General features: G+C 64.9%; 24 protein-coding genes and 1 pseudogene. 10 read left to right on the top strand and 15 right to left on the bottom strand.

The window, feature by feature from the left end; translation table 11 throughout:
* Window positions 1–32: 32 nt before the first annotated feature.
* Genes HL671_RS17470 through lptF form a run of 3 tightly spaced genes read right to left on the bottom strand, consistent with a single transcriptional unit; the run spans window position 33 to window position 4,881 of the window.
* Window positions 33–2,618, bottom strand: coding sequence for an LPS-assembly protein LptD (locus HL671_RS17470; RefSeq protein ID WP_012043910.1), 2,586 nt, complete (start codon window positions 2,616–2,618; stop codon window positions 33–35).
* The gene (lptG, locus tag HL671_RS17465; protein ID WP_012043911.1) at window positions 2,618–3,715 is read right to left on the bottom strand and encodes an LPS export ABC transporter permease LptG; all 1,098 of its coding nucleotides are present in this window, start codon (window positions 3,713–3,715) and stop codon (window positions 2,618–2,620) included. Before lptG ends, HL671_RS17470 begins: the two co-directional genes overlap by 1 nt.
* Entirely contained in the window at window positions 3,712–4,881 is a 1,170-nt protein-coding gene (lptF, locus tag HL671_RS17460) for an LPS export ABC transporter permease LptF (protein ID WP_012043912.1), read from the bottom strand. Before lptF ends, lptG begins: the two co-directional genes overlap by 4 nt.
* Window positions 4,882–5,218: 337 nt before the next feature.
* On the opposite strand from lptF, the gene HL671_RS17455 reads away from it, so the two are divergent.
* The 3 genes from HL671_RS17455 to HL671_RS17445 all read left to right on the top strand — a co-directional run bounded on the left by HL671_RS17455 (window position 5,219) and on the right by HL671_RS17445 (window position 7,984).
* The gene (locus HL671_RS17455; protein ID WP_172237118.1) at window positions 5,219–6,718 is read left to right on the top strand and encodes a leucyl aminopeptidase; all 1,500 of its coding nucleotides are present in this window, start codon (window positions 5,219–5,221) and stop codon (window positions 6,716–6,718) included.
* Window positions 6,719–6,733: 15 nt separating this feature from the next.
* Window positions 6,734–7,186 (top strand): DNA polymerase III subunit chi, encoded by a 453-nt coding sequence (locus HL671_RS17450; RefSeq protein ID WP_012043914.1) that lies wholly within the window; start codon window positions 6,734–6,736, stop codon window positions 7,184–7,186.
* Window positions 7,187–7,498: 312 nt separating this feature from the next.
* On the top strand, window positions 7,499–7,984 hold the full coding sequence (locus HL671_RS17445; protein ID WP_012043915.1) for a hypothetical protein: 486 nt from the start codon (window positions 7,499–7,501) through the stop codon (window positions 7,982–7,984).
* 89 nt (window positions 7,985–8,073) lie between these two features.
* Here the strand turns inward: HL671_RS17445 and HL671_RS17440 are convergent, their stop codons facing one another.
* The 3 genes from HL671_RS17440 to HL671_RS17430 form a co-directional block, all read right to left on the bottom strand.
* Window positions 8,074–9,942 carry an ABC-F family ATP-binding cassette domain-containing protein gene (locus HL671_RS17440; protein WP_012043916.1) on the bottom strand — a complete coding sequence of 623 codons (1,869 nt, stop codon included), beginning with the start codon at window positions 9,940–9,942 and terminating at the stop codon, window positions 8,074–8,076.
* A gap of 67 nt (window positions 9,943–10,009) precedes the next feature.
* Window positions 10,010–10,195, bottom strand: a complete 186-nt coding sequence (locus HL671_RS17435; protein ID WP_012043917.1) for a hypothetical protein — start codon at window positions 10,193–10,195, stop codon at window positions 10,010–10,012.
* A 206-nt stretch (window positions 10,196–10,401) separates the two neighbouring features.
* Window positions 10,402–10,680: a hypothetical protein gene (locus tag HL671_RS17430; protein WP_012043918.1), complete on the bottom strand. Its 279-nt coding sequence runs from the start codon at window positions 10,678–10,680 to the stop codon at window positions 10,402–10,404.
* 277 nt (window positions 10,681–10,957) lie between these two features.
* Between HL671_RS17430 and ndk the strand changes: the two genes are divergently transcribed.
* Both ndk and HL671_RS17420 read left to right on the top strand, forming a co-directional pair.
* Entirely contained in the window at window positions 10,958–11,380 is a 423-nt protein-coding gene (gene ndk, locus HL671_RS17425) for a nucleoside-diphosphate kinase (protein ID WP_012043919.1), read from the top strand.
* 84 nt (window positions 11,381–11,464) lie between these two features.
* The gene (locus HL671_RS17420; RefSeq protein ID WP_172237117.1) at window positions 11,465–12,328 is read left to right on the top strand and encodes a TerC family protein; all 864 of its coding nucleotides are present in this window, start codon (window positions 11,465–11,467) and stop codon (window positions 12,326–12,328) included.
* 142 nt (window positions 12,329–12,470) lie between these two features.
* On the opposite strand, the gene HL671_RS17415 is transcribed toward HL671_RS17420, so the two are convergent.
* Window positions 12,471–13,556, bottom strand: a complete 1,086-nt coding sequence (locus tag HL671_RS17415) for a substrate-binding domain-containing protein (protein WP_172237116.1) — start codon at window positions 13,554–13,556, stop codon at window positions 12,471–12,473.
* Window positions 13,557–13,670: 114 nt separating this feature from the next.
* On the opposite strand from HL671_RS17415, the gene HL671_RS17410 reads away from it, so the two are divergent.
* A complete protein-coding gene (locus tag HL671_RS17410) occupies window positions 13,671–15,158 on the top strand; it encodes an aldehyde dehydrogenase family protein (protein ID WP_172237115.1) in 1,488 nt (495 codons plus the stop codon).
* 84 nt (window positions 15,159–15,242) lie between these two features.
* Here the strand turns inward: HL671_RS17410 and HL671_RS17405 are convergent, their stop codons facing one another.
* Window positions 15,243–16,073, bottom strand: coding sequence for an amino acid kinase family protein (locus tag HL671_RS17405; RefSeq protein ID WP_012043923.1), 831 nt, complete (start codon window positions 16,071–16,073; stop codon window positions 15,243–15,245).
* Window positions 16,074–16,086: 13 nt separating this feature from the next.
* Window positions 16,087–16,899, bottom strand: coding sequence for an amino acid kinase family protein (locus HL671_RS17400; protein ID WP_012043924.1), 813 nt, complete (start codon window positions 16,897–16,899; stop codon window positions 16,087–16,089).
* Window positions 16,900–17,035: 136 nt separating this feature from the next.
* Here HL671_RS17400 and HL671_RS17395 point away from each other — a divergent pair, with 136 nt between their 5' ends.
* Window positions 17,036–17,224, top strand: a complete 189-nt coding sequence (locus HL671_RS17395; protein ID WP_172237114.1) for a hypothetical protein — start codon at window positions 17,036–17,038, stop codon at window positions 17,222–17,224.
* 46 nt (window positions 17,225–17,270) lie between these two features.
* Here HL671_RS17395 and HL671_RS17390 read toward each other — a convergent pair whose 3' ends face one another.
* Window positions 17,271–17,834 carry a DUF2478 domain-containing protein gene (locus tag HL671_RS17390; protein ID WP_172237113.1) on the bottom strand — a complete coding sequence of 188 codons (564 nt, stop codon included), beginning with the start codon at window positions 17,832–17,834 and terminating at the stop codon, window positions 17,271–17,273.
* 66 nt (window positions 17,835–17,900) lie between these two features.
* Window positions 17,901–19,313, bottom strand: a complete 1,413-nt coding sequence (locus HL671_RS17385) for an aldehyde dehydrogenase family protein (RefSeq protein WP_172237112.1) — start codon at window positions 19,311–19,313, stop codon at window positions 17,901–17,903.
* Between the two features lie 166 nt (window positions 19,314–19,479).
* Between HL671_RS17385 and HL671_RS17380 the strand changes: the two genes are divergently transcribed.
* The 3 genes and pseudogenes from HL671_RS17380 to HL671_RS17370 all read left to right on the top strand — a co-directional run bounded on the left by HL671_RS17380 (window position 19,480) and on the right by HL671_RS17370 (window position 20,616).
* Window positions 19,480–19,860 (top strand): hypothetical protein, encoded by a 381-nt coding sequence (locus tag HL671_RS17380; protein ID WP_012043927.1) that lies wholly within the window; start codon window positions 19,480–19,482, stop codon window positions 19,858–19,860.
* A 256-nt stretch (window positions 19,861–20,116) separates the two neighbouring features.
* Window positions 20,117–20,200 (top strand): annotated as a pseudogene (locus tag HL671_RS39130) (hypothetical protein); the annotation flags it as partial.
* Window positions 20,194–20,616, top strand: coding sequence for a globin family protein (locus tag HL671_RS17370; protein ID WP_012043928.1), 423 nt, complete (start codon window positions 20,194–20,196; stop codon window positions 20,614–20,616). The pseudogene HL671_RS39130 and the gene HL671_RS17370, both read left to right, overlap by 7 nt.
* Before the next feature lie 68 nt (window positions 20,617–20,684).
* On the opposite strand, the gene ppx is transcribed toward HL671_RS17370, so the two are convergent.
* From ppx to HL671_RS17350, 4 genes are all read right to left on the bottom strand, one after another.
* Entirely contained in the window at window positions 20,685–22,184 is a 1,500-nt protein-coding gene (gene ppx / locus HL671_RS17365) for an exopolyphosphatase (RefSeq protein ID WP_012043929.1), read from the bottom strand.
* Between the two features lie 27 nt (window positions 22,185–22,211).
* Window positions 22,212–24,407, bottom strand: coding sequence for an RNA degradosome polyphosphate kinase (locus HL671_RS17360; RefSeq protein ID WP_012043930.1), 2,196 nt, complete (start codon window positions 24,405–24,407; stop codon window positions 22,212–22,214).
* Between the two features lie 141 nt (window positions 24,408–24,548).
* Window positions 24,549–25,235: a P-loop NTPase family protein gene (locus HL671_RS17355; RefSeq protein ID WP_172237111.1), complete on the bottom strand. Its 687-nt coding sequence runs from the start codon at window positions 25,233–25,235 to the stop codon at window positions 24,549–24,551.
* Between the two features lie 51 nt (window positions 25,236–25,286).
* Window positions 25,287–25,841, bottom strand: a complete 555-nt coding sequence (locus HL671_RS17350; RefSeq protein WP_012043932.1) for a CDP-alcohol phosphatidyltransferase family protein — start codon at window positions 25,839–25,841, stop codon at window positions 25,287–25,289.
* Window positions 25,842–25,995: the final 154 nt, after the last annotated feature.

Genomic DNA, 25,995 nt, shown 5'->3' with positions numbered 1-25,995 from the left:
CCAGAGGAGCACCGGTCGGAGACCGGCGCGCGCTACTGAAGGCCACCAGCCGCACTTCCCGTCGACGAGGAGTTCGCGAGCGTCCGAAGCCCGATCTGGAGCATATAGGCATGGCTCAGAACGGGTGGGGTGGTACCTGCCGTATAATTATAGGACGTTACATAGTTCGCGGCCAGCACGAAACAATCGTCCACATAGCCGGCGCCGATCACATACTGGTTGATCTTGTTGGCGGCCAGATCCCAGCGCGCCGCACCGGATACGATCCAGTTGGGCGCCACCTTGACCGAGCCGCTGCCGAGGATGCCCTCACGCCGGGCGAGATAGCCGAGCGCCGGATCCGCGGCATAATTGCCGTAGGTCAGGGCCACCGACCAGCGATCGAAGTTCGCCTTCGCCTCGGCCTCGAAGCGCTGGATGTTCAGGGTCTGCTGGTCGAACCGGCTGCGCATGCTGAACGTATAGGTCCGGTTCGGCGAGTAATCGACCCGCGCCACGTAATCCGAGACGGTCTTGTCCAGGCCGGACCCGATGGCGGTATTGTTGGCGTCCTGCACCGCGAACGAGTTCAGACCGAACAGGTGGTAGGACTGGCCGAACAGCACGTTGATCGTGCCGCCGCGGTCGAACTGGGTGGTGGCCTGCACGCCGACATTGGCGCGGCCGCCGCCCTCGACGCGGTCATAGCCGGAGAACTTGTCGACGCTGAACAGGTTGCTGGCGTCGAACACCATGCTCTGGGCGTCCTCGTTCGGCAGCCGGCCGGCATAGGTCTCGTTCGGCCGGATGATCACCTGCGCGATCGGTTCGATCGTCGTGGTTCCCCACGGCTGCACATTGATGAACGGGTAGCGGTATTCTAGGCCGACTGTCGGCATCAGCCGCAGCGCCTGGGTGTCGCCCGTCTGAACGAAGTTGCCGACGCCTGGCTGCGCGGTGACGTTGGCGTTGATCGCGTCCGCGCGCAGGATCGCGAACGGCGTCCAGATCTGGCCGAACGGGTCGGTATAGGACCGCCGCCACTCCGCCTGTGCGGTGAGACGGGTATAGGTGCCGGGTGTCGCGCGCAGCAGGCACTGGGTGGGCAGCCGCGCGCGCGGATCGGCCGACGTCGTCGTGCACAGGCCGGCCGTGTTGGCCGTGCTGGTGATCGGATCGAACACCGCCTGTTCACGGCTCAGATTCACGAAGTTGGTCTTGTAGCTGAACTCGCCGCCAAACACCGGGTAGTTCAGCACGTTCGAGTAATCCAGCACCGGATAGACCACCGGCACTGTCTGCTGGTTGCCCGAGAAGCTCAGATAATGGATCGCCCGGACGTCGAAGAAGCTGCGGCTGCCGACGCCGGTCAAATACAGCTGCGAGATCGCCTCTGTCGGCAGGCTCATGAACGAGTTGAACGGGTCGCGGTACTGCGCCAGCCGGTAGTCCGACAGGAACATGTAGTCGGACAGCAGGATGCCGTCCCAGCCGAACACCCATTTGTCGTTGATCGCGAACTGGCCCTTGGTGTCGATGCCGCCGCGGAACTGCCGGTCGCCCGGCTGGCCGGCGAAGGCGTTGCGGTCGAGCTGATCGATGCCGTAGAGGCGCACCTGGTAACCGCCATTGCTGAAGCGCTGGCGGAATTCGGTCTGCAGCAGCACGCCCTGCTTGGAGGTGATGCGCGGCGTGAAGGTTGCGTCGTAGTCTGGCGCGATCGCCCAATAATAGGGGATGTCGACGCCGAAGCCGTAACCGCCGGTCTGGGTGATGCCCGGCATCAGGAAGCCGCTCTTGCGCTTCACCGTCGGATCGGGCGTCGAGAAGTAGGGGATATAGGCGAGCGGAACGCCGAAGAATTCGAGCTGGGCGTTCTCGAAATACAGCATCTTCTCGGTCTGGTCATGGATGATGCGCGCACCCTTGACCTGCCACAGCGGCGGCTTCTTCGGATCGTCCTTACAGGGCGCGCAGGCGGTGTACACGCCGTTCTCGAAGACGGTGTAATTGCCCTTGGAGCGGTCGGCGCGGGTCGCCGCCATCCGCGTCTGGTCCTCGGTCTCGACGCGCAGCGAATCGACGAAGCCGTCGCGGTAATCGTCGGACAGATCGAGGCTGTTGGCGTAGGTGATCTTGCCGTCGGCGTCGGTCATGCGGATGTTGCCTTCCGCATGCAGGCGCTTGGTCTTCTGGTCGTAGATCACCCGGTCGGCCTCGACCGAGGTGCCGTTATAGAACAGCTGGACGTTGCCGACCGCTGACACGCGCGAGTTGTTGTAGTCGTAATCGACCTCGGTCGCCTGCACCAGCATCTGGTTGTCGTTGGCGACGCGCGGCGGCGGCGCCTTCGGCGGGCGCGGATTATAGGTGAAGCTTTGCGCGGCGGCGGGCGCAGGTGCAACCAGACCGATGGTCGCCGTCAGCACGGCACCGAACGCCAGCGCGAACACGCCCCCGAGAACGGCAGACGTGAATTGGCCAGACGTGAAGCTGCGCGGCTTGGAGCCGGGAGACCAGAACTTCCGAGACATGGATTCGGCAGACACGATGCCACTCACGCGCGCAAATCGACCGCATGCAATCGCATGCTGCCGGAGCACGGCAAGCGCTGTCTGACGGACGGCAACGAACGACACTAGCCGTCCTCCTGGTAGAGCAAGGCCATAAAGCCGGTCAGGCCGCCGACGAACACCGGCAGCCACGCGGCAACGATCGGATCCATCAACGCAGCCTTGCTCAAATCTTCCGTTACTTTCGACAAAACGTAGAGCAGAAAGCCGGCGCCCACGCCACTCAAAACCATTTTTTGTACGCCACCCATTCGGAAGAAGCGGAGCGACACGGACGCGGCCAGCATGACCATCGCAGCCAGCAGGAATGGCTGCGCGATCAGCTTATGATACTGCAATCGGTAGCCCGCGGTCGCGAAGCCTGAGCTCTCTGACGAACGGATGTAGCTCGGCAGTTGCCAAAACGACACAGTTTCGGGGGTCGAGAAGCTGTTGCGGACCTGTGCCGGTGTCAGGCTGGTGGGCAGAATGAAGGTCGGCTCGTCCACCGGCGGCGCATCGAGGGAGAATCGGCGCACCGATTTGAACACCCACTGGCCGTCTTCGAGGGTGGCCTCGCGCGCTTCGATTCGGTCCTTGAAATGTTTCTCCGTATCAAAACGGAACAGCGTCAGGCCGGTCAGCCGAACACCCTGCTGCTCACTGCGTGCGGCGTTGATGATGACCGAGCCGTCCGGGTTGATCTGGTTCAGCCAGAAGCCGGACGCATCCTGCACGCCGCCGCCCGGGGCGGCGCCGAACAGCTCCGCTTCCATGCGTTTCGACAATTCACGCAGATTGGCCGACATCGGATTGTAGAGCGTCGTCGCCATCAGGCCGAGCACGATGGCGCTGGCCAGCGCCGGCGCGATGAACTGCCAGGCCGAGACGCCGGCGGCGCGCGCCACCACGAGCTCGAGGCGACGCGACAGCGCGAGGTAGCAGGTCATGGCGCCGATCAGGACGCAGAACGGCATCATCTTCTCGAGCAGTTGCGGCACGCGAAACAGCGAGGTCTCGGCGACCATCAGCGCCGAGGCGGAGGCCAGCCCCGAGGTCTTGCGGACCATCTCGATGTAATCGACCAGGACGAGCAGCACGAAAATGCTCGCGAACACGCCGACCGCCGAAACCAGGAAGCGGCCGGCGAAATAGCGCCCCAGCGTGTTGGTGACCATGCTCATGCGGCGGCCGGCCTTCTGAACAGCCGAGCGATCCGCGCATTCGAGCGGTTGATCGCCTCCATCAGCCGCGCCGGCGGCTCGACCACCACGCCGCCGACGATGATCCAGATGCTCAAGCCGAGCACGCCGAACAGCATCAGGTACTGCACCAGGGCGGCGACCGGCGTCTTCACCGTCATGACGGAGCAGGCGAAGCCGGCCATGCGCACGCCGAACACCGCGAGAATCGCACTGCCGAACGAGAAGTTGCGGCTCTGACGCGTCGTGCGCGGCGCGCCGAGAAACGCAAAGGTCAAAGCGGCGAAGGCGAAGGGGTAGATCGGGGCGAGGAAGCGGTCATGCAGCTCCTGCCGGAATTGTCCGGGGATCTGCTTGTAGATCGGATCGTCCTCCGCCGGCGCCATCAGCTCCCACAGATAGCGCTCGCGGATGCCGAGCGTGACATCGCGGCCCTGATTCGAGAATTTCGACATGTCGAAGGCGTAGCGGGCGAACGCCACCATTGCCGGCTCGCGCTTGCCGACTTCGAAGCGCTCGAGATTGCCGTCCTCCAGCACCAGGAACGAGCCGTCGGGGTTCTTCACCACCGTGCCCTTCTCGGCGATGATCGTGATTCGCTCCTTCGGATCGCGGCGGTCGTCGATCAGAATGCCCTGCAATTCGCCGCCGGGCTGGCGTTCGCGAATCCGGATCGTGAGGTTCTGGTCGAGCTGGGCGAACCGGCCGGGCTGCAGGATGTTGGCGAGCACGTCGGCGGTGATCTCGGCGTCCCATTGCTTGATCCGGCGCAGCCCGTCGGGCGCGAAGAACGCGGCAATGAAGGTGACCAGGATCGCGACGACGCAGGTGGCGTAGGCGAAGGGCACAAACAGCCGGATCGGCGACATGCCGGCGGCGTTCATCACGATGATTTCCGAATCGGTCGCGAGCTTGTTGAGGGTGTGAGAGACCGCGATCATCAGCGCAATCGGCGCGATCACGCCGAGCAGCGAGGGAATCACCAGGCCGGTAATGCCGAGAAAGGTCAGGATGGTCTGCCCCTGGCTCGTCATCAGGTCGATGCCGCGCAGCGCCTGGGTGATCCAGATCACCCCGGTGAGACTCACCAGGACCACCGCAAACGACGCGAGCGTCGTGCGAAAGATGTACCTGTCGATGGATCCCATCGTGTGCGCTCGATCCCCAATCTGCAGTCCCGGAACGAGCGCTGCGGCCACCCTTGAAACGGGTCCCCGAGGCTGCTTGCGCCGTCACGTTCCAAGGTCAGTGAACATCCTTACCATCCCTTTGATCCGTCGACAAAATGGCTGTGGCGTGGCGTCGCTAAAATACGGCTAAAATTTCATTATTGTGACCGCCTCGACACGGGAGGCTTGGCAGCTCTGGCCGCGGCAGGCCATACTGTTGCCAAGTTGGGTTCCGAACTGCCGCCATCCTCGTCTGTCCGCTGGGATTTTGGGACGGTCGCGGCGGCCCTCACGACGAAATTTGGAGGTTTGCTTGATGTCCGACACCGTCAAGGTCGGCTTCGTTCCGCTGTCGACTGCGCCACGCGGTATCCTGGTCGCGTTCTGCGATGAGTCCCTGCGGCTTGGTGCCGCGACCGACAAGGCGCTGGGCGGCGCCGCCGAGCTCATCCAGCGGGCGGCCGCTGCGGCGCGCTTCAAGGGCAAGGACGGCGCGGTGCTCGACCTTCTCGCCCCCCAGGGAATCAAGATTCAGCGCTTGCTCGTGATCGGCACAGGCAAAAGCGGGGATCACAAGGAAAAGGATTTCCTGAAATATGGCGGGACGTTAGCCGGGAAACTGAACGCCGGGACTGAACCCGTGATGGTGATGGCCGAGCTGCCCTCCGGGCCGATGACGCCGGACCAGGCGAGCTCGCTGGCGGCCGGGATCAGGCTGCGAGCCTATCGATTCGACCGCTACAAGACCAAGAAGAAGGACGAGGAGGCGGCCGTCAGCGCCGCGATCTCGCTGGCCGTCGCGGACGTGGCCGCGGCCAAGAAGGCCTTCGCGCCACGGTCGCACGTCACCGACGGCGTGATTCTGGCGCGCGATCTCGTCAACGAGCCGCCGAACGTGCTCTATCCGGAAGAGTTCGCCAAGCGCGCCAGCGCGCTGCGCAAGCTCGGCGTGACCGTCGAGATTCTCGATGTGCCGGCCATGAAGAAGCTCGGAATGGGGGCGCTGCTCGGGGTCGGGCAGGGCTCGGCGCGGCCGAGTCGCACCGTCGTCATGCGCTATAATGGCGGCAAGAAGGGTGATCAGCCGGTCGCCTTCATCGGCAAAGGCGTCTGCTTCGACACCGGTGGCATCTCGATCAAGCCGGCCGGCTCGATGGAGGATATGAAGGGCGACATGGGCGGTGCGGCCTGCGTCGTCGGTCTGATGCATGCGCTGGCCGCGCGCAAGGCCAAGGCCAATGTGATCGGCGCGATCGGCCTGGTCGAGAACATGCCGGACGGCAATGCCCAGCGCCCGGGTGACATCGTTACCTCGATGTCCGGGCAGACGATCGAGATCATCAACACCGACGCGGAAGGCCGGCTCGTGCTCGCCGACGTGCTCTGGTACGTCGCGACCAAGTTCAAGCCGAAATTCATGATCGATCTCGCCACCTTGACCGGGGCGATCATGGTTGCGCTCGGCACCGAGCATGCGGGCCTGTTCGCCAACAATGACGATCTTGCCGAGAAGCTGTTGAAGGCGGGGCAGGAGACCGGCGAGAAGGTTTGGCGCATGCCGCTCGGCCCCGAATACGACAAGCTGATCGATTCGCAATTCGCCGACATGAAGAACACCGGCGGGCGCCACGGCGGCTCGATCACGGCCGCGCAATTCCTGCAGCGCTTTGTCAACGATACGCCATGGGCGCATCTCGACATCGCCGGCACCGCGATGGGCGCGCCGAAATCGGAGGTCAATCAGAGCTGGGGCTCCGGCTACGGCGTGCGCCTGCTCGACCGGCTGGTGTGGGATTGCTACGAAGCCAGGAGTTGAGGGACCGCTGTTCGGATGACGGAAGTCCTGTTCTATCATTTGCAGAACATGACCCTGGAAGGCGTGTTGCCGCCGCTGCTGGAGAAATCGCTCGAGCGCGGCTGGCGGGTTGTGGTGCAATCGACCTCAGAAGAACGTGCAGATGCGCTTGATGCGCATCTGTGGACCTATCGTGACGATTCGTTTCTGCCGCACGCCACATGGCGGGTTGCTGATGTGGCCGACCAGCCGATCGTGTTGGCGGTGGAGGAGAGCAATCCCAACCAGGCGAATGTGCGATTCCTGGTCGACAACGCGCCGCTGCCGTCAGACGCGCACACTTATGAGCGCATGGTGCTCGTCTTCAACGGCGACGATGACGAAGCGCTCGCAGCTGCGAGAGCGGCCTGGACCGATTGCAAAACGCGGGGATTCGAGGTCACCTATTGGCAGGCCGATGAGCGCGGGCGGTGGCAGCGTCGGCAATGATGGCCTGCCGGTCGCGCGCTCGCCATGGCGGCGTGCCGCGATTAATGATAATCTGCCAATGAACTGGCGGCGCGTTGGCAAAGCCACGAACGTGCCGCAAAGTGATGGTGGGACGATCCGTTCGAACAACGACTGTGCCTCGCGCATCTGAAGTGTTGCTCCCGCCGATGCGGGCAGAACATCGCTTCAAGGGCCAGGGCGCACCCGGTTACAAGATCTGCTAGTGCTTTTGAATCGAGCATTGGTTGCAATTCAGCAAGGTTCATCGTGCGAGACCAGAATCAAAAGCTGACGCGCCTTCTGGCGTTCCTTGTGCTTGCACCGGTCGTGTCCGGATGCTCCGGCTCGGCTGACTTTCTCTCCAAGGATGCCGAATGGTTCAACCGGCCGCAGCGCCTGTTCATCAAGAGCATCTCGATCGACGCGCCGCCGCTGACGCCCGAAAAGCCCGTCACCGCGGAGGATCTCGTCAGCGCCGAGGGCGCCTGTCCCGGCATGGCGCCGGCCGGTGCGAATGCGATGAGCAGCGATGCGGCCGCTGCGCCGCCCGCCGCAGGCGGCACGGTTGCACTGGGCCATACCGAATGTGACGTGGTGCGCGGCATCGGCGCACCCGACAGTGTCAACATCGGCGGTAATGGCGGTGATCGCGTTGCGACCGTGACCTGGCTGCGCGGTGCGCGTGCCGGCGTCTACACGTTCACCGCGGGCCGTCTGACCTCGATCGAGCGCGCGCCCGATCCGGGCCCGGCGCCGAAGATGGCGAAGCCCGCCAAGGGCAAGAAGAAGGCGACCTGAGCCGGCTGCGCGAGCGGCTTCTGTCACAGTTAAACGGATCGAACCAGGTTCGGTCCCGGTGATTTGAGGAGCGGCCGTCCGGACGTTCGTCAGCCGGTCGTCTCGTCGTACAGCGTGCTCGCTTCCAACCACTGCTCTTCGGCGCGCGCCAGCGCCTCCGCGGCGTTCGCCCTTGCCTTCGACAATTGCGCGGCCTGCTTCGGGTCGCGGGTGAAGATGTCCGGCAACGCCAGCGCGCCGTCGATCTTGGCGATGATCTCGGTGATGCGGGCCATCTCGGCTTCGGCGGCCGCGATCTTCTGTTTCAGTCCGCCACGCTTGTTGTCGCCACGCGGTCGCTCCGCTCGCTCGCTCGTCTGCGGACGTTCGGCATCGCGCGCCGACGCGCCGCTCCGCGACGACAAGATCATCCGCCGGTAATCGTCGAGATCGCCGTCATAGGTCTTTACGGTCCGCTCGGCGACCACCCACAGACGATCCGCGCAGGCCTCGATGAGATAGCGATCGTGCGAGACCATGATCACGGCGCCCGGAAACTCGTTGATCGCTTCGGCCAGCGCCGCACGGCTATCGATGTCGAGATGGTTGGTCGGCTCGTCCAGGATGATCATGTTGGGACCGTAGAAGGTGGCGAGCCCGAGCAGCAGCCGCGCCTTCTCGCCGCCGGACAGGCTTTTCACCAGCGTGTCGGCCGCCTTGCCGGAAAATCCGATGGCGCCGGCCCGGGCCCGCACTTTCGATTCCGGCGCATCGCCCATCAGCTGCCGGACGTGGGTGTAGGGTGATCCCTGCTCGTCGAGTTCATCGAGCTGGTGCTGGGCGAAATAGGCGATCGACAGCTTGTCGGCGCGCGTGACCTTGCCGGAGAACGGTGCCAGCCGGCCGGCGAGCAGCTTGACCAGCGTCGATTTGCCATTGCCGTTGGCGCCCAGCAGCGCGACACGATCGTCATTGTCGATGCGCAAGGTCACCCGGTTCAGCACGGGCTGGGCAGGGTCATAGCCGACCGAGGCGTTGTCGACCGCGATAATCGGCGGCGACAGCAATTTCTCCGGTGCGGGAAAGCTGATCTCGTGCACATCCTGGGTCACGAGCGCTGTGATCGGCTTCATCCGTTCCAGCATCTTGACCCGCGACTGCGCCTGCCGCGCCTTTGAGGCCTTGGCCTTGAAGCGGTCGACGAAGGACTGCAGCCGCGCGCGCTCAGCCTCCTGGCGCTTGACCGCCTTGGCGTCGAGCATCTCGCGCGTGGCGCGCTGCTCCTCGAACGAGGAATAGCCGCCGCGGTACAGTGTCAGCTTGCCGCGATCCAGGTGCAGGATCTGATCGACCGACGTCTCCAGCAGATCGCGGTCGTGGCTGATGACGATCACCGTGCGCGGATAATGCGCCAGATGATCCTCGAGCCACAGCGTGCCTTCGAGGTCGAGATAGTTGGTGGGCTCGTCGAGCAGCAGCAGGTCGGGGGCGGCGAACAAGGTGGCGGCGAGTGCCACGCGCATGCGCCAGCCGCCGGAGAATTCCGCGCAGGCCCGCGCCTGGTCGGCGGCCGAGAAGCCGAGGCCGCTGAGGATGGCGGCGGCCCGCGCCGGCGCCGAATGCGCGTCGATATCGACCAGCCGGGTCTGGATCTCGGCGATGCGATCCGGCTCGACGGCGGTTTCGGCTTCGCGCAGCAGGGCATCGCGCTCGAGATCGGCCCGGAGGACCACCTCGATCAGGCTTTCCGGGCCGCTGGGCGCCTCCTGGGCCAGACTGCCGATCCGCCATCGCGGCGGGACGGTGATCGCTCCGTTCTCCAGCGACAGTTCGCCGCGGATCGCCTTGAACAGCGTCGACTTGCCGGTGCCGTTGCGGCCCACCAGGCCGACGCGGGCGCCGGGCGGAATCTGCACCGTGCTGTGGTCGATGAGAAGCCGTCCGGCGAGCCGGATGGAGATGTCGTTGATCGAAAGCATGCGCGCCTTGTCACCGCGCGCGCGACCAAACGCAACCGCTTTGTCGCAGGCTCAGCCTGGCGGAATCTTACTCGAAGCGCAGACTCGTCTCGTCGCGCTTGCGCAACTCGTTCATGAGATGAGCGAGCGGGGCCGGGAGGTGCGAGCCGTCCGGCGGCAGGCTGCGTTGCAGCCGTTCGCCCACGGCGTCGCAGATCGATCGGCTCATCTTGCGATCGAGCGCCTCGCTGGATTTGGCGGTGCGGCCAGTCATGACAGAGTTCCACGAGCATTGTGACAGGTCCTCTATCAAGTCATGGCAGGCCGATTGGTTTCCGCGACAGCCCCGGAATGGCGTGGACTTGGTTGAAATCCAACGAAAAAAGCCCCGGCGTGGGGGGCGCCGGGGCTAGGCGAGCTGTTGCGGCGGGGGGCGGGTGCCGCGACAGGGCTCGTCGGGGAAGGTGGGATCAGACGGTCTCAGTAGCAGCGGTTGATCCAGCGCCAGCGCGGTCCCCACGGGGTCGGAACCACGCGGCGCACGTAGCAGCCGCCATAGCCGTAGCTGTAGACCGGGCCGCCGACGAAAACGCGCGGCCCGTAGAACGGACGGTGCCAGCCATAATAACCGCCATGCCAGCCACCGTGCCAGCCGTGATGCCATCCGCCATGCCAATGGGCCGAGGCCGCGGTCGGGGCGAGGGCGGCTGCGCCCAGAGAAACGGCGGCAACCGCGGCGAGGGAGAGTTTGCGCAACATGTTCGTCTCCTGGAGTACGGCGCTGGTGGCGCTACAGTGTTGGACGCTTTGGGCTGGGAGAAGGCGGTGACCAGAGCCCGGTTCGCCTTCACCCGATGCGACCATCATATGAAGCCGAGGTGAACGCAGGTGGCATGTGCCCTTCAGACAATGTTCAGAATTGTGAAATTGTCGTAACCCGCGGCCTCTCAGAACCGGCGCGGTCGCTTGCCGACAACCGATCGCGTCGATATAAGCCCGCAACCCACCCAAATCCCGCACCTCCAAGGACGACATTATGGCGATTGAGCGCACGTTTTCGATCATCAAGCCCGACGCGACCGAGCGTAACCTGACCGGCGCGATCAACGCGCTGATCGAGAAGGCCGGTCTGCGCATCGTGGCCCAGAAGCGCATCCGCATGACCCGCGAGCAGGCCGAGACCTTCTATGCCGTGCACAAGGCCCGCCCGTTCTTCGGCGAACTGGTCGACTTCATGATCTCCGGCCCGGTCGTGGTCCAGGTTCTGGAAGGCGAGGGCGCCATCCTCAAGTACCGTGACGTCATGGGCGCGACCGATCCGTCCAAGGCCGCCGATGGCACCATCCGCAAGCTGCACGCCAAGTCGATCGGCGAAAACTCGGTGCACGGATCGGACGCCGCGGAAACCGCGGCCATCGAGATCGCGCAGTTCTTCTCCGGCAACGAGATCGTCGGCTGATCCCTCGGTGTGCGGCGGAGGGGCATCTCCGCCGCACACCGCGCTCGTCCGCATTCCCGCTGAACGTCTCTGAAAGGCCTGGCCGTGAACTGGCTGTCGCAGCTCGCTGATCCCGCCACTTTCGGCCATTTGCTCGCTCAATTTGAAGCCGACCTGCAGAGCCCCGGCTTCTGGCTCGCATTGGGCAAGATCATCTGGATCAATGTGCTGTTGTCGGGCGACAACGCCCTGGTGATCGCGCTCGCCTGCCGCGGCCTGCACGGCCGGCATCGCGTCTGGGGCATGGTGGCAGGCTCCGGCATCGCGGTGGCGCTGCGCATCGCGTTCACCGGCATCGTTGCCACCTTGATGGCGCTTCCTTATCTGAAGCTGATCGGCGGCCTGGCGTTGCTGGTGATCGCGGCCAAGCTTCTGGTCCCCGAGGATGAGAACGACGAGATCGCCGCGGGAACCACGCTGTGGCACGCGGTTCGGATCGTCGCGCTCGCCGACCTAGTGATGAGCCTCGACAATGTGATCGCGGTCGCCGCGGCCGCCAACGGCCAGGCGTCGCTGCTGATCATCGGTCTCGCCATGAGCATCCCGCTGATCATCGCCGGTGCGGCATTGATCATGCTCGTTCTCGATCGGTTTCCGCTCCTGGTCTGGCTCGGCGCGATGCTGCTTGGCTGGGTGGCCGGCGAGGTGATCGCCACCGATCCGGCGATCGAGCCGCTGCTGCACCATGTCCTGGACGGCACCGTCGTCATCACCATCGAGGCGGCCTCTGGCCTGTTCGCGGGCAAGACCAACGTTTCCAGCCATGTCGACGTCATGGAGACGCTGATGTCGCTGCTCGGCGCAGGGTTGGTGCTGGTGGCCGGGTCGATCTGGCGCGGTCGCGCGCTGCAGCGCCAGGCGGCCGGTGAGCTCGAAGCGGTGCCGGCCCGCGGCGTCGATCTGCCATAGACATGATGCGTCTCCACGGCAACGCATCATGATCTAATATCTTCGTCTGAGCGTGATCTTTCCGGAAAACCGGTTTCCACTTTTCCGGATCATGCTCGAGTTCGCGACGCGCGCTGTCGATCCTCCTGATCTCGCCGGCCCGTCAGGTCCCGGCATCGAACCGGTCGAGGAACTCGCGGACGGTGTGAACCGAGCCGGTGTCGGCCGGCGCGTAGCCGGGCAGGGCTGCGATCTCACGATGGAAATCGTCGCCCTTCATCACGTCGAGCACGCGCCGCATCGGATCGCTTTCCAGGAACGATTGATGGCAGGCGAAGAAGTAGTCCTCGGTGAGGATGCGGATGAAGTCGAGCCCGAACTGCCGCGCGGCAGCCTCGACGCCAAAGCTGACATCGGCCATGCCGCTCGCGACATAGGCGGCGACGGCCGCATGGGTGAACTCGATCTGCTGCGCGCCGTTGATCTGCTGTTCGTCCAGGCCATGCGCTGCGAGCAACTGATCGAACAGCAGGCGGGTGCCCGAGTCATGATCACGATTGACGAACCGCGCTTTGCCTTCGGCGAGATCGGCCAATGATCGGATGGACAGCGGATTGCCGCGTTTGACCATCAATCCCATCTCGCGTGTCACGAAACTGATGACACAGTCCCGCTCGGGATCGAGCCAGTCTCGGCAGGCCTGAATGCTCTGTGCCCGGAGCTCGCCCCGTGGCAGGTGCAAACCCGAAAGATCGCAGGCGTCCTGCGCGAGCGAGGCCAGCGAATGTTGGTTGCTGACGTAGCGAAGGTCGATGCCGACACCCGGTGCGCGATCCAGCAACTCACGCAGCTTGGCCACGGCAAAGCCATGACTGGCGTGAACGCGGATCAGCGCCGGATGTGGCTGCAGGAACGGTTTGATCTCGGTGACGAGCTCCTGCGCGAGATTGTCGAGCTGAGGACCGAGCCGCGCATGCATGCGCTCGCCCGCCCACACCAGCTTGTCTCCGAATGCGGTCAGTCGCGATCCCTTGCCGCGCTGGGTCTCCACCAACGGTACGCCGAAAAATGCCGACCATTGCTCGATCAGATTCCAGACATGCCGATAGGAGAGCTGGGCATCGGTGGCTGCGCTCGTGATCTTGCCCGTCCGCCTGATCTCGCTGAGCACGCGGAGCATCACGACGATGCTGTGCGGGTCATCATCCTTGGAGAAGCGCCAGACAGGTTCGATCGCGATCCGCAACATCAGGGCCTGCTCTTGAAGACGGCTTCATGTGATCGCCTGCAATAGGCAACCCATATCATATTTACGAACTCATATTTGCTCCTACGTTGGCATACAACAAGCGGAGGAAATATGATGTCCATTGCATATGAGTACGAGCGCAGCTCCGCGCTATCGTCGGATCTGACGAAGCCGCTGCAACTTCTGATCGGCGGACGGCACGTTCCGTCGGTCTCGGGGCGCACCTTCACGACGCTCAATCCCGCCACGGAGCAACCGCTCGCGACCATTGCCGAGGGCAATGCCGAGGATGTCGATCTTGCCGTCGCAGCCGCGCGGCGTGCCTTCGAAGGTCCTTGGCGCACGATGCGTGCGGCCGAGCGCGGCGCGATCCTGCTCAAATGGGCGCAGCTGCTGCGTGATCGGTCCGCTGAGATCGTCGAGCTGGAAAGCCTGGACGCCGGCAAGCCGGTGTCGGCGATCCTGCGCCAGGATCTTCCTGCGGCGATCGACACGCTGACCTACTACGCCGGCTGGGCCGACAAGATCAGCGGCGAGGTTGTCTCCACCCGCGACGATGCCCTGACCTATACGGTGCGCGAGCCGGTCGGCGTGGTCGCCGCGATCGTGCCCTGGAACTTTCCTTTGATGATCGGGATGTGGAAGCTTGCCCCGGCACTGGCCTGCGGTTGCACGGTGGTGATGAAACCGGCCGAGCTGACCTCGCTGTCCGCGCTGCGCATCGCTGAGCTGGCACTCGAAGCCGGTCTGCCACCGGGCGTTCTCAACATCGTGACCGGACCCGGGCGCATCGTCGGCGAGGCGCTGGTCAACCATCCCGATGTCGACAAAGTGACGTTCACCGGCTCGCCCGGCGTTGGCCGCGGCATCATGAAGGCGGCCGCCGGCAACTTCAAACGGGTGTCGCTCGAGCTCGGCGGCAAGTCCGCCAACATCATCTTCGATGATGCGAATATCGAGGCGGCGGCCAAAGCTGCGGCCAGCGGCATCTTCTTCAACGCCGGGCAGGTTTGCTCCGCGGGCTCCCGCGTGCTGGTGCAGGAGCGCGCCTATGACGAGGTCGTCGAACGCCTGACCGCGCGGGCACGCGCGTTGCGGATCGGAGATCCGCTCGATCGCGCGACCTCGCTCGGTCCGGTGATCTCCGAGCGGCAGATGAAGACGATCCTCGACTATGTCGACATCGGCCGACGCGAGGGCGCCACGCTCGTGACCGGGGGCGAGCGCGCCGCGGCGCGGGGCTATTTCATCAGCCCGGCGGTGTTTGCCGGCGTCACGCATGAGATGCGGATCTCGCAGGAGGAGATCTTCGGTCCTGTGGTCAGCGTGATCAAGTTCAAGGACGAGGCCGATGCGCTGCGCATGGCGAACGGCACCGCCTACAGCTTGGCGGCCGGCGTCTGGAGCCGCGACCTGGGGCGCGTACAGCGCTTCGCCAAGCGGCTGCGCGCCGGCACGGTGTGGATCAACACCTATGGTTACACCGACGTCCGGTTGCCCTGGGGCGGCGACCGCGACTCCGGTCTCGGCCGCGAGCACGGCACGGCGGCATTGGACAATTTCACCGAGCCGAAGGCGGTGTGGATGAACCTCGCAGTGTGAGGTTGCGAGATCCATCTGCGAGCAGGGCCGCGATGTCGCACTCGCGGCCCTGCAAGGGGCGTCGTTCAGTCGATCTTTGTCGTCTTAGTCCATTGCGCCCGTCGTGATGATCGAGCCGACGTGATGGCCGCGCAACGCTGCCGTGAGCCGTCCGGGAACCAATCCGTTGATGAGCTGGATGCGCGTCAGGTGGCGGGCATTGGCCATCACCTCGACCAGCGTGCGGTCGAACGGCAGCGTGCCCTCCTGCTTGGCAAGCGCATCGAAGCTGGTGCGGTCCAGCAGTTTCGCCTGAGCTGCGTCCGGCCCCTTCGGGTCTGCGGTGTAGACGCCATCCACATCCTCGACGATGGTCAGGCCGGCAGCGCCGAGCGCGTCGGCGATCAGGAAGGCGCCGGTGTCGGCCCGATGCGGTGGGATGCGCGAGGTCGGGAATTCGTGGTGGTGATAGGGCGGAAAGGCGCTGCCGACCACGGCGCGCGCGGCGGTGAGATGGATCGCGAGCTGGTTGGCGATGGTCGGATGTTCGATATAGGAGACACCTTCCGACGCCAGCAGCGCGGCCAGGATATGGCCGTTCTGGCCGGCTTCGCTGGCTGCCAGCGGCGCGAGCGAGCCGACCGGCAGGCCGAGATCGAGGCCGACGCCATACAGGTGGCGGGCGCGGATGCCGGCGCCGGTCAGGATCAGCAGGCGGTGCTCGGGCAGCAGCGTCTTGATCTCCTCAACCAGGGGCAGGATCGCCTCTGCGCCGCGGTCCATGATCGCGCGGCCGCCGATCTTGATGACCTGCAGCCACGGCAGCAGCGCGATCGGGCGCTTGCCGGCCACGGGACGGGTGAGCTTGTTGTCGAGCAGTGTCTGGCGCGCGAGCGGCGAGGCGACGTGCTTGATGGTGTTGGCGGTCTCAGCCATGGATATGGGCCTCTCAGCTCGCAGTGATGATCGTGCCGACATGCTCGCCGGCGAGCGCGCGGGTCAGATTGCCGGGCACGAGGCCGTTGACGACCTGGACCTCCCGGACATGGCGTGAGGCTTCGAGCAGATCGAGCATCGGAAACTCCAGGATGGAGTCGGCGAGACCCTTGGCCTTCATCTCGGCGACCGAGATCTTCGGAATGAAGGTGGCGTTCTTCTCGGTCTTCGGATTGGCGGTATAGAGGCCGTTTTCGTCCTTCACATAGATCATCGCCTTGCAGCCGAACTGCTCGGCGACCAGGAAGCAGCCGGCGTCGGTGCGGTAGGGCGGGATCACGCCGTCGGCGGCAGGCCGCATCCACAGGCCGTAGGGTGGCATGCCGCTGAAGACGACGGCGTTCACTTCGGCAAGATACAGCGGCACGGCGGACAGGCCGGCGCCGTCGACCGCCGAGATGCCGTGCTTGGCGAGCAACTGTCCCAGCATCGCCGCGTTCTGATCGGCGACCGAGGCGCCGAGCTGCGACAGCACGCCGGCGGGCAGATTAAGGCCGGCGGCGATCGAATAGAGGTGGCGAGCGCGCGTCCCGGCGCCGGTCCCGATCAGCATTTTGTGCGCCTTGCGGGCGGCTACGATCTCCTCGACCAGCGGATAGACGGCGGCGCGCCCGCGGTCGATCATGCTCTGGCCGCCGATCTTGATCACATTGGCGTCAGGAAGGATGCGGAAATCAATTGCCGTCTCCGCCGCCGCGATCAATTGGGCGTCGGTCAGCGAGCGCTGCATCAGCAGCGTCTCGAGCTCGGCCGTCGTGCTTGCCATCGAACAGGATCCCTTATGCTTGTCGACATCCGTCAGCGCGCCGGCATGCCACCGCCGCCGCCCGTTGTGGGCTCCTGAACGTTTCCTGGAGGGGAGGGCCGGGAGCTCAAGCCCCGGCCTCGATCGCGTGCTGTCCATGGACGACGCGATCCTTTGTGGCGTCGGCCGCTCGCTTGGCTGCCAACACGCGGCGAAAATGATCGCTCCGGTTCCGGACGTCAACCGCGATCAGAGCAATTCTTTTGATGTTTCAATGAGCTATATCGTTGTTGATACAGCTTTGGTGGGCCCCGAAGCCGCCCCATTGCGGCTGCTCGAATATTGAGCAGGTCGTGAACGGCGCGTGCGAGCGCCCTCGCGTCGGTGCCAAGCTATTTCAGCATCTCGCAGATCGTTGGGCGCACATCATCGAACCCTGGGTAACGCCGCGACACGGTTCGCCACCAAGCATTCAACGCGCGATGCGTGCAGGGCAGGCGTACACTCATGCCGTGCGCGAACCGGATCCATTCTCCAAATCGGAAGCTTGGGACCGCGATCACGACAGGGATATCTGATGCCAGTGCCTGCTCGATCAGGAAGGTGAGGCCTTTGCCTTCGCTTTCTTGACGGCCGAAGCGGTTGATGATGAGAAGATCGGCGCCGTCGCTGAGGGCGTTCGCGACCTCGGCACCAGCCTGCAGCAGCTGGCCGACATCGAGCCGGCAGCCGCTCGCATGACGTCCAAGTTGCAGCAGCAGGGGACGCTCGACGCCGTTGTGCACCAGCATCGCTGCGATGCCGTCAGCGTCGACGGCGTGTCGGACCTGTTGGATCAGGCCGACGGCGCGAACGCCGCGGGCCTGCAGGCTCTGCGCGAAATTGCGCAGCACAGCGTCAGGGTCGTCGCCGCGGTCATAGACCACGGCAGCGAGATCGCATTCGGCATCGAACATTGCGCGCTCCGAATGGCAATGGAGATCGACGAGGCCGCGGCTGTTGTCCCGCGGCCTCGCGGTGGCTCAGGCGGCGACGCCGGGTCCGTTGATGATCTGCAGCTGGGTGAATTCGGCGAGGCCTTCCTCGGCGAATTCGCTGCCGATGCCGGATTGCTTGGCGCCGCCGAACGGGATGTGCGGCGCCATGTCGAGATGCTTGTTGATCCAGACCGTGCCGGCCTCGATCCGCGTGGCGATCTCGTGGGCGCGTTTCGGATCTGACGACCACACCGAGGCGCCGAGCCCGTAGCTGGAAGCATTGGCGCGGCGGATCACGTCGTCGGAATCGGAGTATTTGATCACGGGCAGCACCGGTCCGAACTGCTCCTCGTCGACCAGCTTGGAGCCTTCCGCGATGTCGCGCACGATGGTCGGCGCGATGAAATAGCCGGGGCGGTCCATCGCCGCGCCGCCGGCGATCACCTTGCCGTTCTTGTGCGCGTCGTCGAGAAACGCCTTCACCTTCTCGTACTGCATCTTGTTCTGCAGCGGTCCGAGCTTGGTGCCCTGCTTGGAGCCGTCATCGACGACCGTGCTCTTGGCGATCGCGACCAGCTCGTCGCAAATCTCGTCATAGACGCTTTCATGGACATAGAGCCGCTTGATCGCGAGGCACACCTGGCCTGAGTTCTGGAAGGCGCCGTCGAAGATGCCGGGCGCGACCGTCTTCGGATCGACGTCGTCGAGCACGATGCCGGCGTCGTTGCCGCCCAGCTCGAGCGTGATGCGCTTCAAGGTCTGGGCGGCGCTCGCCATCACCTTCTGGCCCGTGGCGGTCGAGCCCGTGAACGAGATCTTTCGGATGTCCGGATGCTTCGTCATGGGATCGCCGAGATCGTTGGCGTCAGCGATCACGTTGAGCACGCCGGCGGGGAGCACATCCTTGACCAGTTCGGCGAAGCGCAGCGTCGATAGCGGCGTCGTCGGCGCCGGCTTGACCACCAGCGTGTTGCCGGCGAGCAGGGCAGGCGGCAGCTTGAAGCCGAGGATCAGCAGCGGGAAGTTCCAGGGGATGATGGCGCCGACCACGCCCAGGGGGCGCCGATAGGCTTCGACCTGCCGGTCGCCCGAACGCTCCAGCACCCGCATCGGCAGATCCAGTGACGCCAGATAGCGGAAGAAGCCGGCCATGCCGAGCACCTCGCCGGTGGCGTCGGCGAGCGGCTTGCCTTGTTCGCTGGTCAAGATCCGGGCGAGGTCATTGGCATGGGTCTCGATGATGTCGGCCATCTTGCCGATCAGGCGGCGGCGTTCCGTGATCGGGGTGGCGGCCCAGGCCGGAAAGGCGGCCTTGGCGGCGGCCACCGCCGCGTCGAGCTGGTCCTTGGACGCTCGCGGACAATCGGTCAGCACCTCCTCGGTCGCGGGATTGATGACCGGCATGGTTGTTTCGCCCGGCACCAACGCCCCGCCGATCAGAAGATGATAGTCACTCATGGCATGCCTCTCCCTGCAATATGTGACGCTTCGGTCACGTTATATGCAAAGCTATATCACGCAAAATACAGCAGCGCCATCGTTAGATGGCAGTGGGGCAGGTAGACGCTGCTCCATTTTCGATATATTCATGCGGGAATAACGGTGAATTGAAGCGGAGCGCGTGATGCAATTGCGGGCGAAGGCGCTGACCTGTTGCGAGGTGGTGGATGACGGCGAGACGATCTCGCTCGGCTTCGAGGACGCCGCAGGTCAGCCGATCGCGCTCAGCCTCTCGGTCAGTCAGGCCGGTGCGCTGATCATGACCCTGCCGGGCCTTCTTGAAATGGCACTGCGCGCGCGCTATGGCGATCAGGCGCTGCGCTATGCCTATCCGCTGGCATCCTGGACCATCGAGCAGTCCACCGACGCCGCCCAGCGCATCATGACGCTCGCCACCGCCGACGGCTTCAGCGTCCGCTTCGCGATCCCGACGGCCGAGCAGAACGTGCTCGGCGAGGCGCTGCTGGCGCAGTACCCGACGCTCATGGCTGTCCGGCCCAATTGAAGCGGCCGGGCGACCGGGTGTGGTTTGGGCCGCAGGGCCGACGGCCTGAGCTTGTCAGTATTATGATCTTGACCAGCACCCGCCGGCCCGCGGCGATGTGCTCACGGCGGCTGCGGCACGGTGCCGCGCCCTGGGAGCGCGGGGGTGGATGACCGCCCTCGTCCTCCACAGCATGATCCGGAAAAGTGGAAACCGGTCGTCCGACAGGATCATGATGCGTTTCCGTGGAAGCGCATCATGATCTGGACTTGAACCGCTTGCGGCCTCCGCGATACCACAACATCGTATGTTATTTGCCGCCCCGGATCGGGCTTTTCGAAGTTGGACTCGTGAATGTTGACCGCCGAGGAGATTGCCTGCGTCAGGTCGTCGTTCGACATGGTGTTTGCCAATGCCACGGACATGACCACGACATTCTATCAGCGGCTTTTCGAACTGGCGCCGGAATGCCGCTCGATGTTTCCCGACAACATGGATGTGCTGAAGCGGGACTTCATCGCTACGCTGGCGGTGCTCGTCGGCAGCCTCGATCGGATGACCGGTTTGCTGTCGAGCACCGACATCCTCGGCCGCAACCATGCGCGCTACGGTGTCAGGCCTGAGCATTATCCGCTGGTCGGCGAGGCCCTGCTGTGGAGCCTCGCCAAGGGTCTCGGACCGCAATGGACGGCGGAAGTGGAGCAGGCCTGGCGCAAGGTCTACGAGATCATCTCCCAGCGCATGATCGCGATTTCAGCCGGCCCTCGTCTGCCTTGAACCGATCGGGCCAGCGGCACGCGCGCCGGATCCGTGGCATCCGTTGCAATGTCCGGCGGACGTGACCGTCAGCTCAGCACCACCGAGCCTGAGCGTCCGAGCAGCCGGGCGAGCTGCTTGAAGCGGCCGCCGACGCGGTCGGCGACGAGATCCACCATCTGATGCTCGAACACCAGCATCAGCTTGCGATCCTGGGTGCGGAAATGGGTCGCCGGCAGCACGCCCGGACGGGCCGCGGAGACCAGATGGGCGACGCGGAAGGCGGTGCCGAGCAGACGGGCGCGGTCGATCGCGGCGGGGCTCAGCTGTTCCGTCAGGGCCGGCGGCGCGGCTTCGTCGCGCAGGCCCTCGTAGCGGAAGAACACCGAGAGCGCGACGAAGATGCGGCCGTCATGGCTGATCGATCCGAAATTGCCGTTGAGGATGATGCCGTAGGTCTGCTCGCCGCGGTGGTCCGGATGCATGCGCCAGCCGATGTCGGACAACAGGCAGGCGGCGTGACGCAGCCGGCGCTCCTCCTCGGTCTCGCGAAGATGGACCACCCGGAACAGGCGGTCGGTCCAGTCGATCAGCTCGCGGGCATGCTGGGCCGAGCGTGACAGCAGCTCGTTCAGTCCCTGGGCGGCGCAGAGCAGACCGTCCTTGGCCCGCTCGATATCCGGCAGCTTGGAGTAGAGCAGGCCCTCGCGCACCCCGAACGTGGAGAAGACCACCATCTTCGGTTTCGCGACCCGGATGATGTGTTCCAGCACCAGCGCGGCATAAGCGAGCAGCGGCCGGCGTGCTTCGGCGACCACTTCGATGTCGGCCAGCATGTCGGCGGCGACGAGACGGCGCAGCCGCCGGACAAAGGCCAGGGCCTCCACGGCCGGAATCGCGTAGCCATGCATGACCCCGAGCGGATAGCCGCTCTGGAGGATGTGGATCCGGGCCAGCGCGCGCCAGGTGCCCCCGACCGCGTAGAAGGTGCGGTTCTCGCCGGCCAAAAGCTGCGGCAGGTCGGTCAGCGCATCGCTTGCGATCCGCTGCGCCTTCTTCAGCGATTTCTCCGCGAGATCCTGCAGCGCCAGGCTGCCGAGCGGCAGGGTCACGCCGCTGCGCACCTGGTGGCCGCGCACGTCGATCAGCTCCAGCGAGCCGCCGCCGAGATCGCCGACGATGCCGTCAGGCTTGTGGATCCCCGAGATCACGCCGAGTGCGGAGTAACGCGCCTCTTCGGGGCCCGTCAGGATCTGGATCTCCGCGCCGCAGATCTTCTCGGCCTTGGCGATGAAGTCAGGGCCGTTGGAGGCGTCGCGGCAGGCGGCCGTGGCAATGGCGTGGATACGCCCGACCTTCTGGACCTTGCACAGCGCCCGGAAACGCCGCAGCGCGGTCAGCGCCTTCTCGACGGCATCGGCGGCGAGCAGGCCCGTGGTCTGCACCTCGCGTCCGAGCCCGCACAGCGCCTTCTCGTTGAAGACCGTGACGAGGCTGCGTTCCATCGCCTGGTAGACGACGAGACGGACCGAGTTCGAGCCGATGTCGATGACGCCAACGCTTGCGGCCCTGGCAGCGGGCCGTTTCACCGGGACGTCCTCTGATGACAGGAGCCGTTACGACGGGTTGCGTTCGTTCCGGCGCGTGAGGCGACGCGGTGATGATTCCTTGAGCGACTTTCCACGGCCGGACAGACTCGGATTCGTCATGAAGTAATTGTGCAGGTTGAACGGCTCTTCGCCCTTCGCCGCCTTCATACGCGTTGACGACCCGTCCGGCAACAATTGCCAGCTTTGCTCGGTGTCCTTCAGGTTCGCGACCATGATCTGCTCGAGAACCTGCTGATGCACCGTCGGATTTTGCAGCGGACACAGCACCTCGACGCGACGGTCGAGATTGCGCGGCATCATGTCGGCCGAGGAGATGTACACGGCGGCCTTGGCGCTCGGCAGGCCCTGGCCCATACCAAAGCAGTAGATGCGGCCATGCTCCAGGAAGCGGCCGATCACCGATTTGACCCGGATGTTCTCGGACAGCCCGGGCAGGCCCGGGCGCAGGCAGCAGATTCCGCGCACGATCAGGTCGATCGAGACGCCGGCCTGCGACGCTTCATAGAGCGCGTCGATGATGTCGGGATCGACCAGCGAGTTCATCTTCATCCAGATCACGGCCGGCTTGCCCTGGCGCGCGAAACTGGTCTCGCCGTGGATGTGCTCGATCATGCGCTTGCGAAGCGTGAGCGGCGACACCGCCATCTTCTCGATGTCGATCGGCTCGGCATAGCCCGTGATATAGTTGAAGACCCGTGTCACGTCGCGGCCGATCACCGGATCGGAGGTGAAGTAGGAGAGGTCGGTGTAGATGCGGGCGGTGACCGGGTGATAGTTGCCGGTCCCGGTATGCACATAGGTCGTCAGGCCGCCGCCCTCGCGGCGCACGACCATCGACAGCTTGGCATGGGTCTTCAGCTGCAGGAAGCCATACACGACCTGCACGCCCGCGCGCTCGAGATCGCGCGCCCAGCGGATATTGGCTTCCTCGTCGAAACGGGCCTTCAGCTCGACCAGCGCCGTCACCGATTTGCCGGCTTCGGCGGCCTCGGCGAGCGCGCGCACGATCGGCGAATTGTTCGAGGTGCGGTACAGCGTCTGCTTGATTGCGACCACGTCGGGGTCGCGGGCCGCCTGCTGCAGGAACTGCACGACGACGTCGAACGACTCGTAGGGGTGATGGACGATCAGGTCCTTCTGCCGGATCGCGGCGAAGATGTCGCCGCCATGGTCGCGGACACGCTCGGGATGGCGCGGCACATAGGGCGCGAATTCAAGGTCCGGCCGGTCGACACGCGTCAGCTGCGACAGCTCGTTCATCGCCAGCACGCCGTCGACGACAAACACTTCGTCGTCGGTGGTCGACAGCGCGTCCTGCACGAAGGCACGCAGCTCCTCCGGCATGTTGGCCTCGATCTCGAGCCGGATCACCGAGCCACGGCGGCGGCGCTTGAGCGCGGTCTCGAATAGCCGCACCAGGTCCTCGGCCTCTTCCTCGATTTCGATCTCGCTGTCGCGGATGATGCGGAAGGCGCCCTGGCCCTTGACGGTGTAGCCGGGAAACAGCCGGCCGATGAACAGGCTCGTGGCCTGTTCAAGCGTGATCAGGCGGATCACGCCATCCTTGCTGCCGGGGAAGCGGATGAAGCGATCGATCTTGCCGGGCATGCGGATCAGCGCATTCATCGGCCTGCCGTCGGAGGTGCGCATCAGCTGCAGCGCGACGGTGAAGCCGAGGCTCGGAATGAACGGGAACGGATGCGCCGGATCGATCGCGAGTGGCGTGAGCAGCGGGAAGATGCTGGCGAGGAAATGGTCCTCGATCCAGGCGCGCTCGCTCTTGGTGACGTCCTGGCCGTCGACCAGCACGATGCCGAGCTCGGCGAGGAACTTGCGCAGGTCGCGCCAGATCGCCTGCTGGTCGATCGCGAGCTGCGACACGCTTTCGTTGATGACCTTGAGCTGCTCCAGCGGCGTCAGGCCGTCCGGGCTGCGCTCGGCGATGCCCTCGCGCACCTGGGCGCGGATACCGGCAACGCGGACCATGAAGAATTCATCAAGGTTGTTGGCGGAAATCGACAGGAACCGCACCCGCTCCAGCGCCGGATGGCGCGGGTTGACCGATTCCTCCAGGACCCGGCGGTTGAAATGCAGCCAGGAGAGTTCTCGATTGATGAAGCGCTCGGGGCTGGATGCGATCTCGGCCGGAGGCGAGGAAACCGGATCTTTTTCTTGAATTTCAATCGCTTGTTCGGTGTCCATTGGAAAATCGTTCCATCGCCGGCAACGGCGTCAAATCAGTCCTGCGTAGCGGCGGACCGTAGACTAAACTAAATGACCAGGGGATGACGTTCCCGGCACCATTGAGGTTCCCCGGCGCCTCTCCGTCAAGATGGCCGGCGGTCACATGCCTTCGGAGGGCCGGAGCAGTTCGGCCGCGAGCGCCCGGGTGACGGGGCGTCCAAGCCGCAACGATTCATTGTCCAGCAGGGCGACCGTATGACGGGCGGCGGCATAGGATCGCTCGATCCGGGTGGCGAGATAGCTCACCACGGCTTCGTCGATGGTCAACTGCCGGTCCGCGGCCAGCTTGACGATCAGGGCCCGAAACAGCTGGTCGTCGGGTGGCAGCAGTGTCACCACTGGACAGGCGCGCAGGCGCGACCGGAGGTCGCTGAGCGCGACCGGCATGGTCGCGGGGGCCTCGCGCGCCGTGATCAGGATGTAGGCCTCGTCCTGCCGTGCCAGATTTAGCAGGTGGAACAGCGCACGCTCGTCGAAAGCGGTGGGGCTGAGGTCCTCCAGCACCAGCGCGCCGGTGGCCAGCGCGCGGGGGACGGCGGCGATGTCGAGAGCCTGGGCTGAGAGCGAGCGGGCTCCGGACTGCTCGGCCCAGATCGCGGCGAGATGGCTCTTGCCGGACCCGTCCGGTCCGACCAGGAACATGGTGCGCGCCGGCCATTCCGGCCAGGCATCGACCAGCGCCAGTCCTGCCGCGTTGCCGGCGCCTTCGAGGAAGTTGTCCCGCGTCAGACTTTCCGCGTGCGGCAGCGCGAAGGCCAATTGACGGGGGGGAAGATGGCCGACCAAGTTTGACGTGCTCCGTATCGTGCGCAGGGGCCTTGCGGGAGGCCAAGCCACTCATCGCACTTCGATGGTGCTCATGTGGCGCACCCATTCGACCAGGTAAAGCCCGACGGATACGAGGGTAAAGATCGTGACCAGGGTCATCAGCAGAATATCGTAGGGCTTCGGCTCGAAGCCGAAGCTGAGCGAGGCCAGCACCAGCGCGGCAAAGGCGACCTGCGCCGCTGTGTTCAGCTTCGACACCATCAGCGGCCGCATTGCGACCGGGCGGTCGAACAGCCAGGACACAATCACCGCGGCGACGATCATGATGTCGCGCGAGACCACCAGGATCACGATCCAGCGCGGGATCGCGCCCCAGATGCCGAGCGTCACGAAAATCGAGACCAGAAGCGCCTTGTCGGCAAGCGGATCGAGGAGGGCGCCGAGTTCGGATCGCAGGTTGAACCGCCGGGCGAGAAAGCCGTCGACCGCATCGCTCACACCGGCGACGACGAAGACCAGGAACGCGATTTCGGTCTCGCCGGCGGCGATCGCCCAGACGACGATCGGAACCAGCAGGATTCGGCCGAGCGTAATCAGATTGGGGATACTGTGAGGGATGGTCACGCAGCAGGTCCCGACGATAACTCGATCAACATTCAACCCGATTCCGAAGCGGGGCGAACCGGTCCAGTTCCTAGATAGTGTGGGGACGAGCCCCTTGCGAGCCATTGCGCGCGGCCGGATTCCGACGTAACCAGCGGTCAGATTAGGGGTTTTT

Source organism: Bradyrhizobium denitrificans (genome assembly GCF_013179005.1).
GTDB classification, from domain to species: Bacteria; Pseudomonadota; Alphaproteobacteria; order Rhizobiales; family Xanthobacteraceae; genus Bradyrhizobium; species Bradyrhizobium denitrificans.
The sequence above is the reverse complement of the archived record's forward strand: the minus strand, read 5'-3'. Positions and strand labels throughout refer to the sequence as shown.

What these genes read in the sequence shown, in the direction of transcription:
- lptG (WP_012043911.1), bottom strand. Translation starts at nt 3,715, where the DNA reads ATGAGCATGGTCACCAACACGCTGGGGCGCTATTTCGCCGGCCGCTTC.
- lptF (WP_012043912.1), bottom strand. Translation starts at nt 4,881, where the DNA reads ATGGGATCCATCGACAGGTACATCTTTCGCACGACGCTCGCGTCGTTT.
- HL671_RS17455 (WP_172237118.1), top strand. Translation starts at nt 5,219, where the DNA reads ATGTCCGACACCGTCAAGGTCGGCTTCGTTCCGCTGTCGACTGCGCCA.
- HL671_RS17450 (WP_012043914.1), top strand. Translation starts at nt 6,734, where the DNA reads ATGACGGAAGTCCTGTTCTATCATTTGCAGAACATGACCCTGGAAGGC.
- HL671_RS17440 (WP_012043916.1), bottom strand. Translation starts at nt 9,942, where the DNA reads ATGCTTTCGATCAACGACATCTCCATCCGGCTCGCCGGACGGCTTCTC.
- HL671_RS17435 (WP_012043917.1), bottom strand. Translation starts at nt 10,195, where the DNA reads ATGACTGGCCGCACCGCCAAATCCAGCGAGGCGCTCGATCGCAAGATG.
- HL671_RS17430 (WP_012043918.1), bottom strand. Translation starts at nt 10,680, where the DNA reads ATGTTGCGCAAACTCTCCCTCGCCGCGGTTGCCGCCGTTTCTCTGGGC.
- ndk (WP_012043919.1), top strand. Translation starts at nt 10,958, where the DNA reads ATGGCGATTGAGCGCACGTTTTCGATCATCAAGCCCGACGCGACCGAG.
- HL671_RS17415 (WP_172237116.1), bottom strand. Translation starts at nt 13,556, where the DNA reads ATGTTGCGGATCGCGATCGAACCTGTCTGGCGCTTCTCCAAGGATGAT.
- HL671_RS17410 (WP_172237115.1), top strand. Translation starts at nt 13,671, where the DNA reads ATGTCCATTGCATATGAGTACGAGCGCAGCTCCGCGCTATCGTCGGAT.
- HL671_RS17405 (WP_012043923.1), bottom strand. Translation starts at nt 16,073, where the DNA reads ATGGCTGAGACCGCCAACACCATCAAGCACGTCGCCTCGCCGCTCGCG.
- HL671_RS17400 (WP_012043924.1), bottom strand. Translation starts at nt 16,899, where the DNA reads ATGGCAAGCACGACGGCCGAGCTCGAGACGCTGCTGATGCAGCGCTCG.
- HL671_RS17395 (WP_172237114.1), top strand. Translation starts at nt 17,036, where the DNA reads ATGGACGACGCGATCCTTTGTGGCGTCGGCCGCTCGCTTGGCTGCCAA.
- HL671_RS17390 (WP_172237113.1), bottom strand. Translation starts at nt 17,834, where the DNA reads ATGTTCGATGCCGAATGCGATCTCGCTGCCGTGGTCTATGACCGCGGC.
- HL671_RS17385 (WP_172237112.1), bottom strand. Translation starts at nt 19,313, where the DNA reads ATGAGTGACTATCATCTTCTGATCGGCGGGGCGTTGGTGCCGGGCGAA.
- HL671_RS17380 (WP_012043927.1), top strand. Translation starts at nt 19,480, where the DNA reads ATGCAATTGCGGGCGAAGGCGCTGACCTGTTGCGAGGTGGTGGATGAC.
- HL671_RS17370 (WP_012043928.1), top strand. Translation starts at nt 20,194, where the DNA reads ATGTTGACCGCCGAGGAGATTGCCTGCGTCAGGTCGTCGTTCGACATG.
- HL671_RS17360 (WP_012043930.1), bottom strand. Translation starts at nt 24,407, where the DNA reads ATGGACACCGAACAAGCGATTGAAATTCAAGAAAAAGATCCGGTTTCC.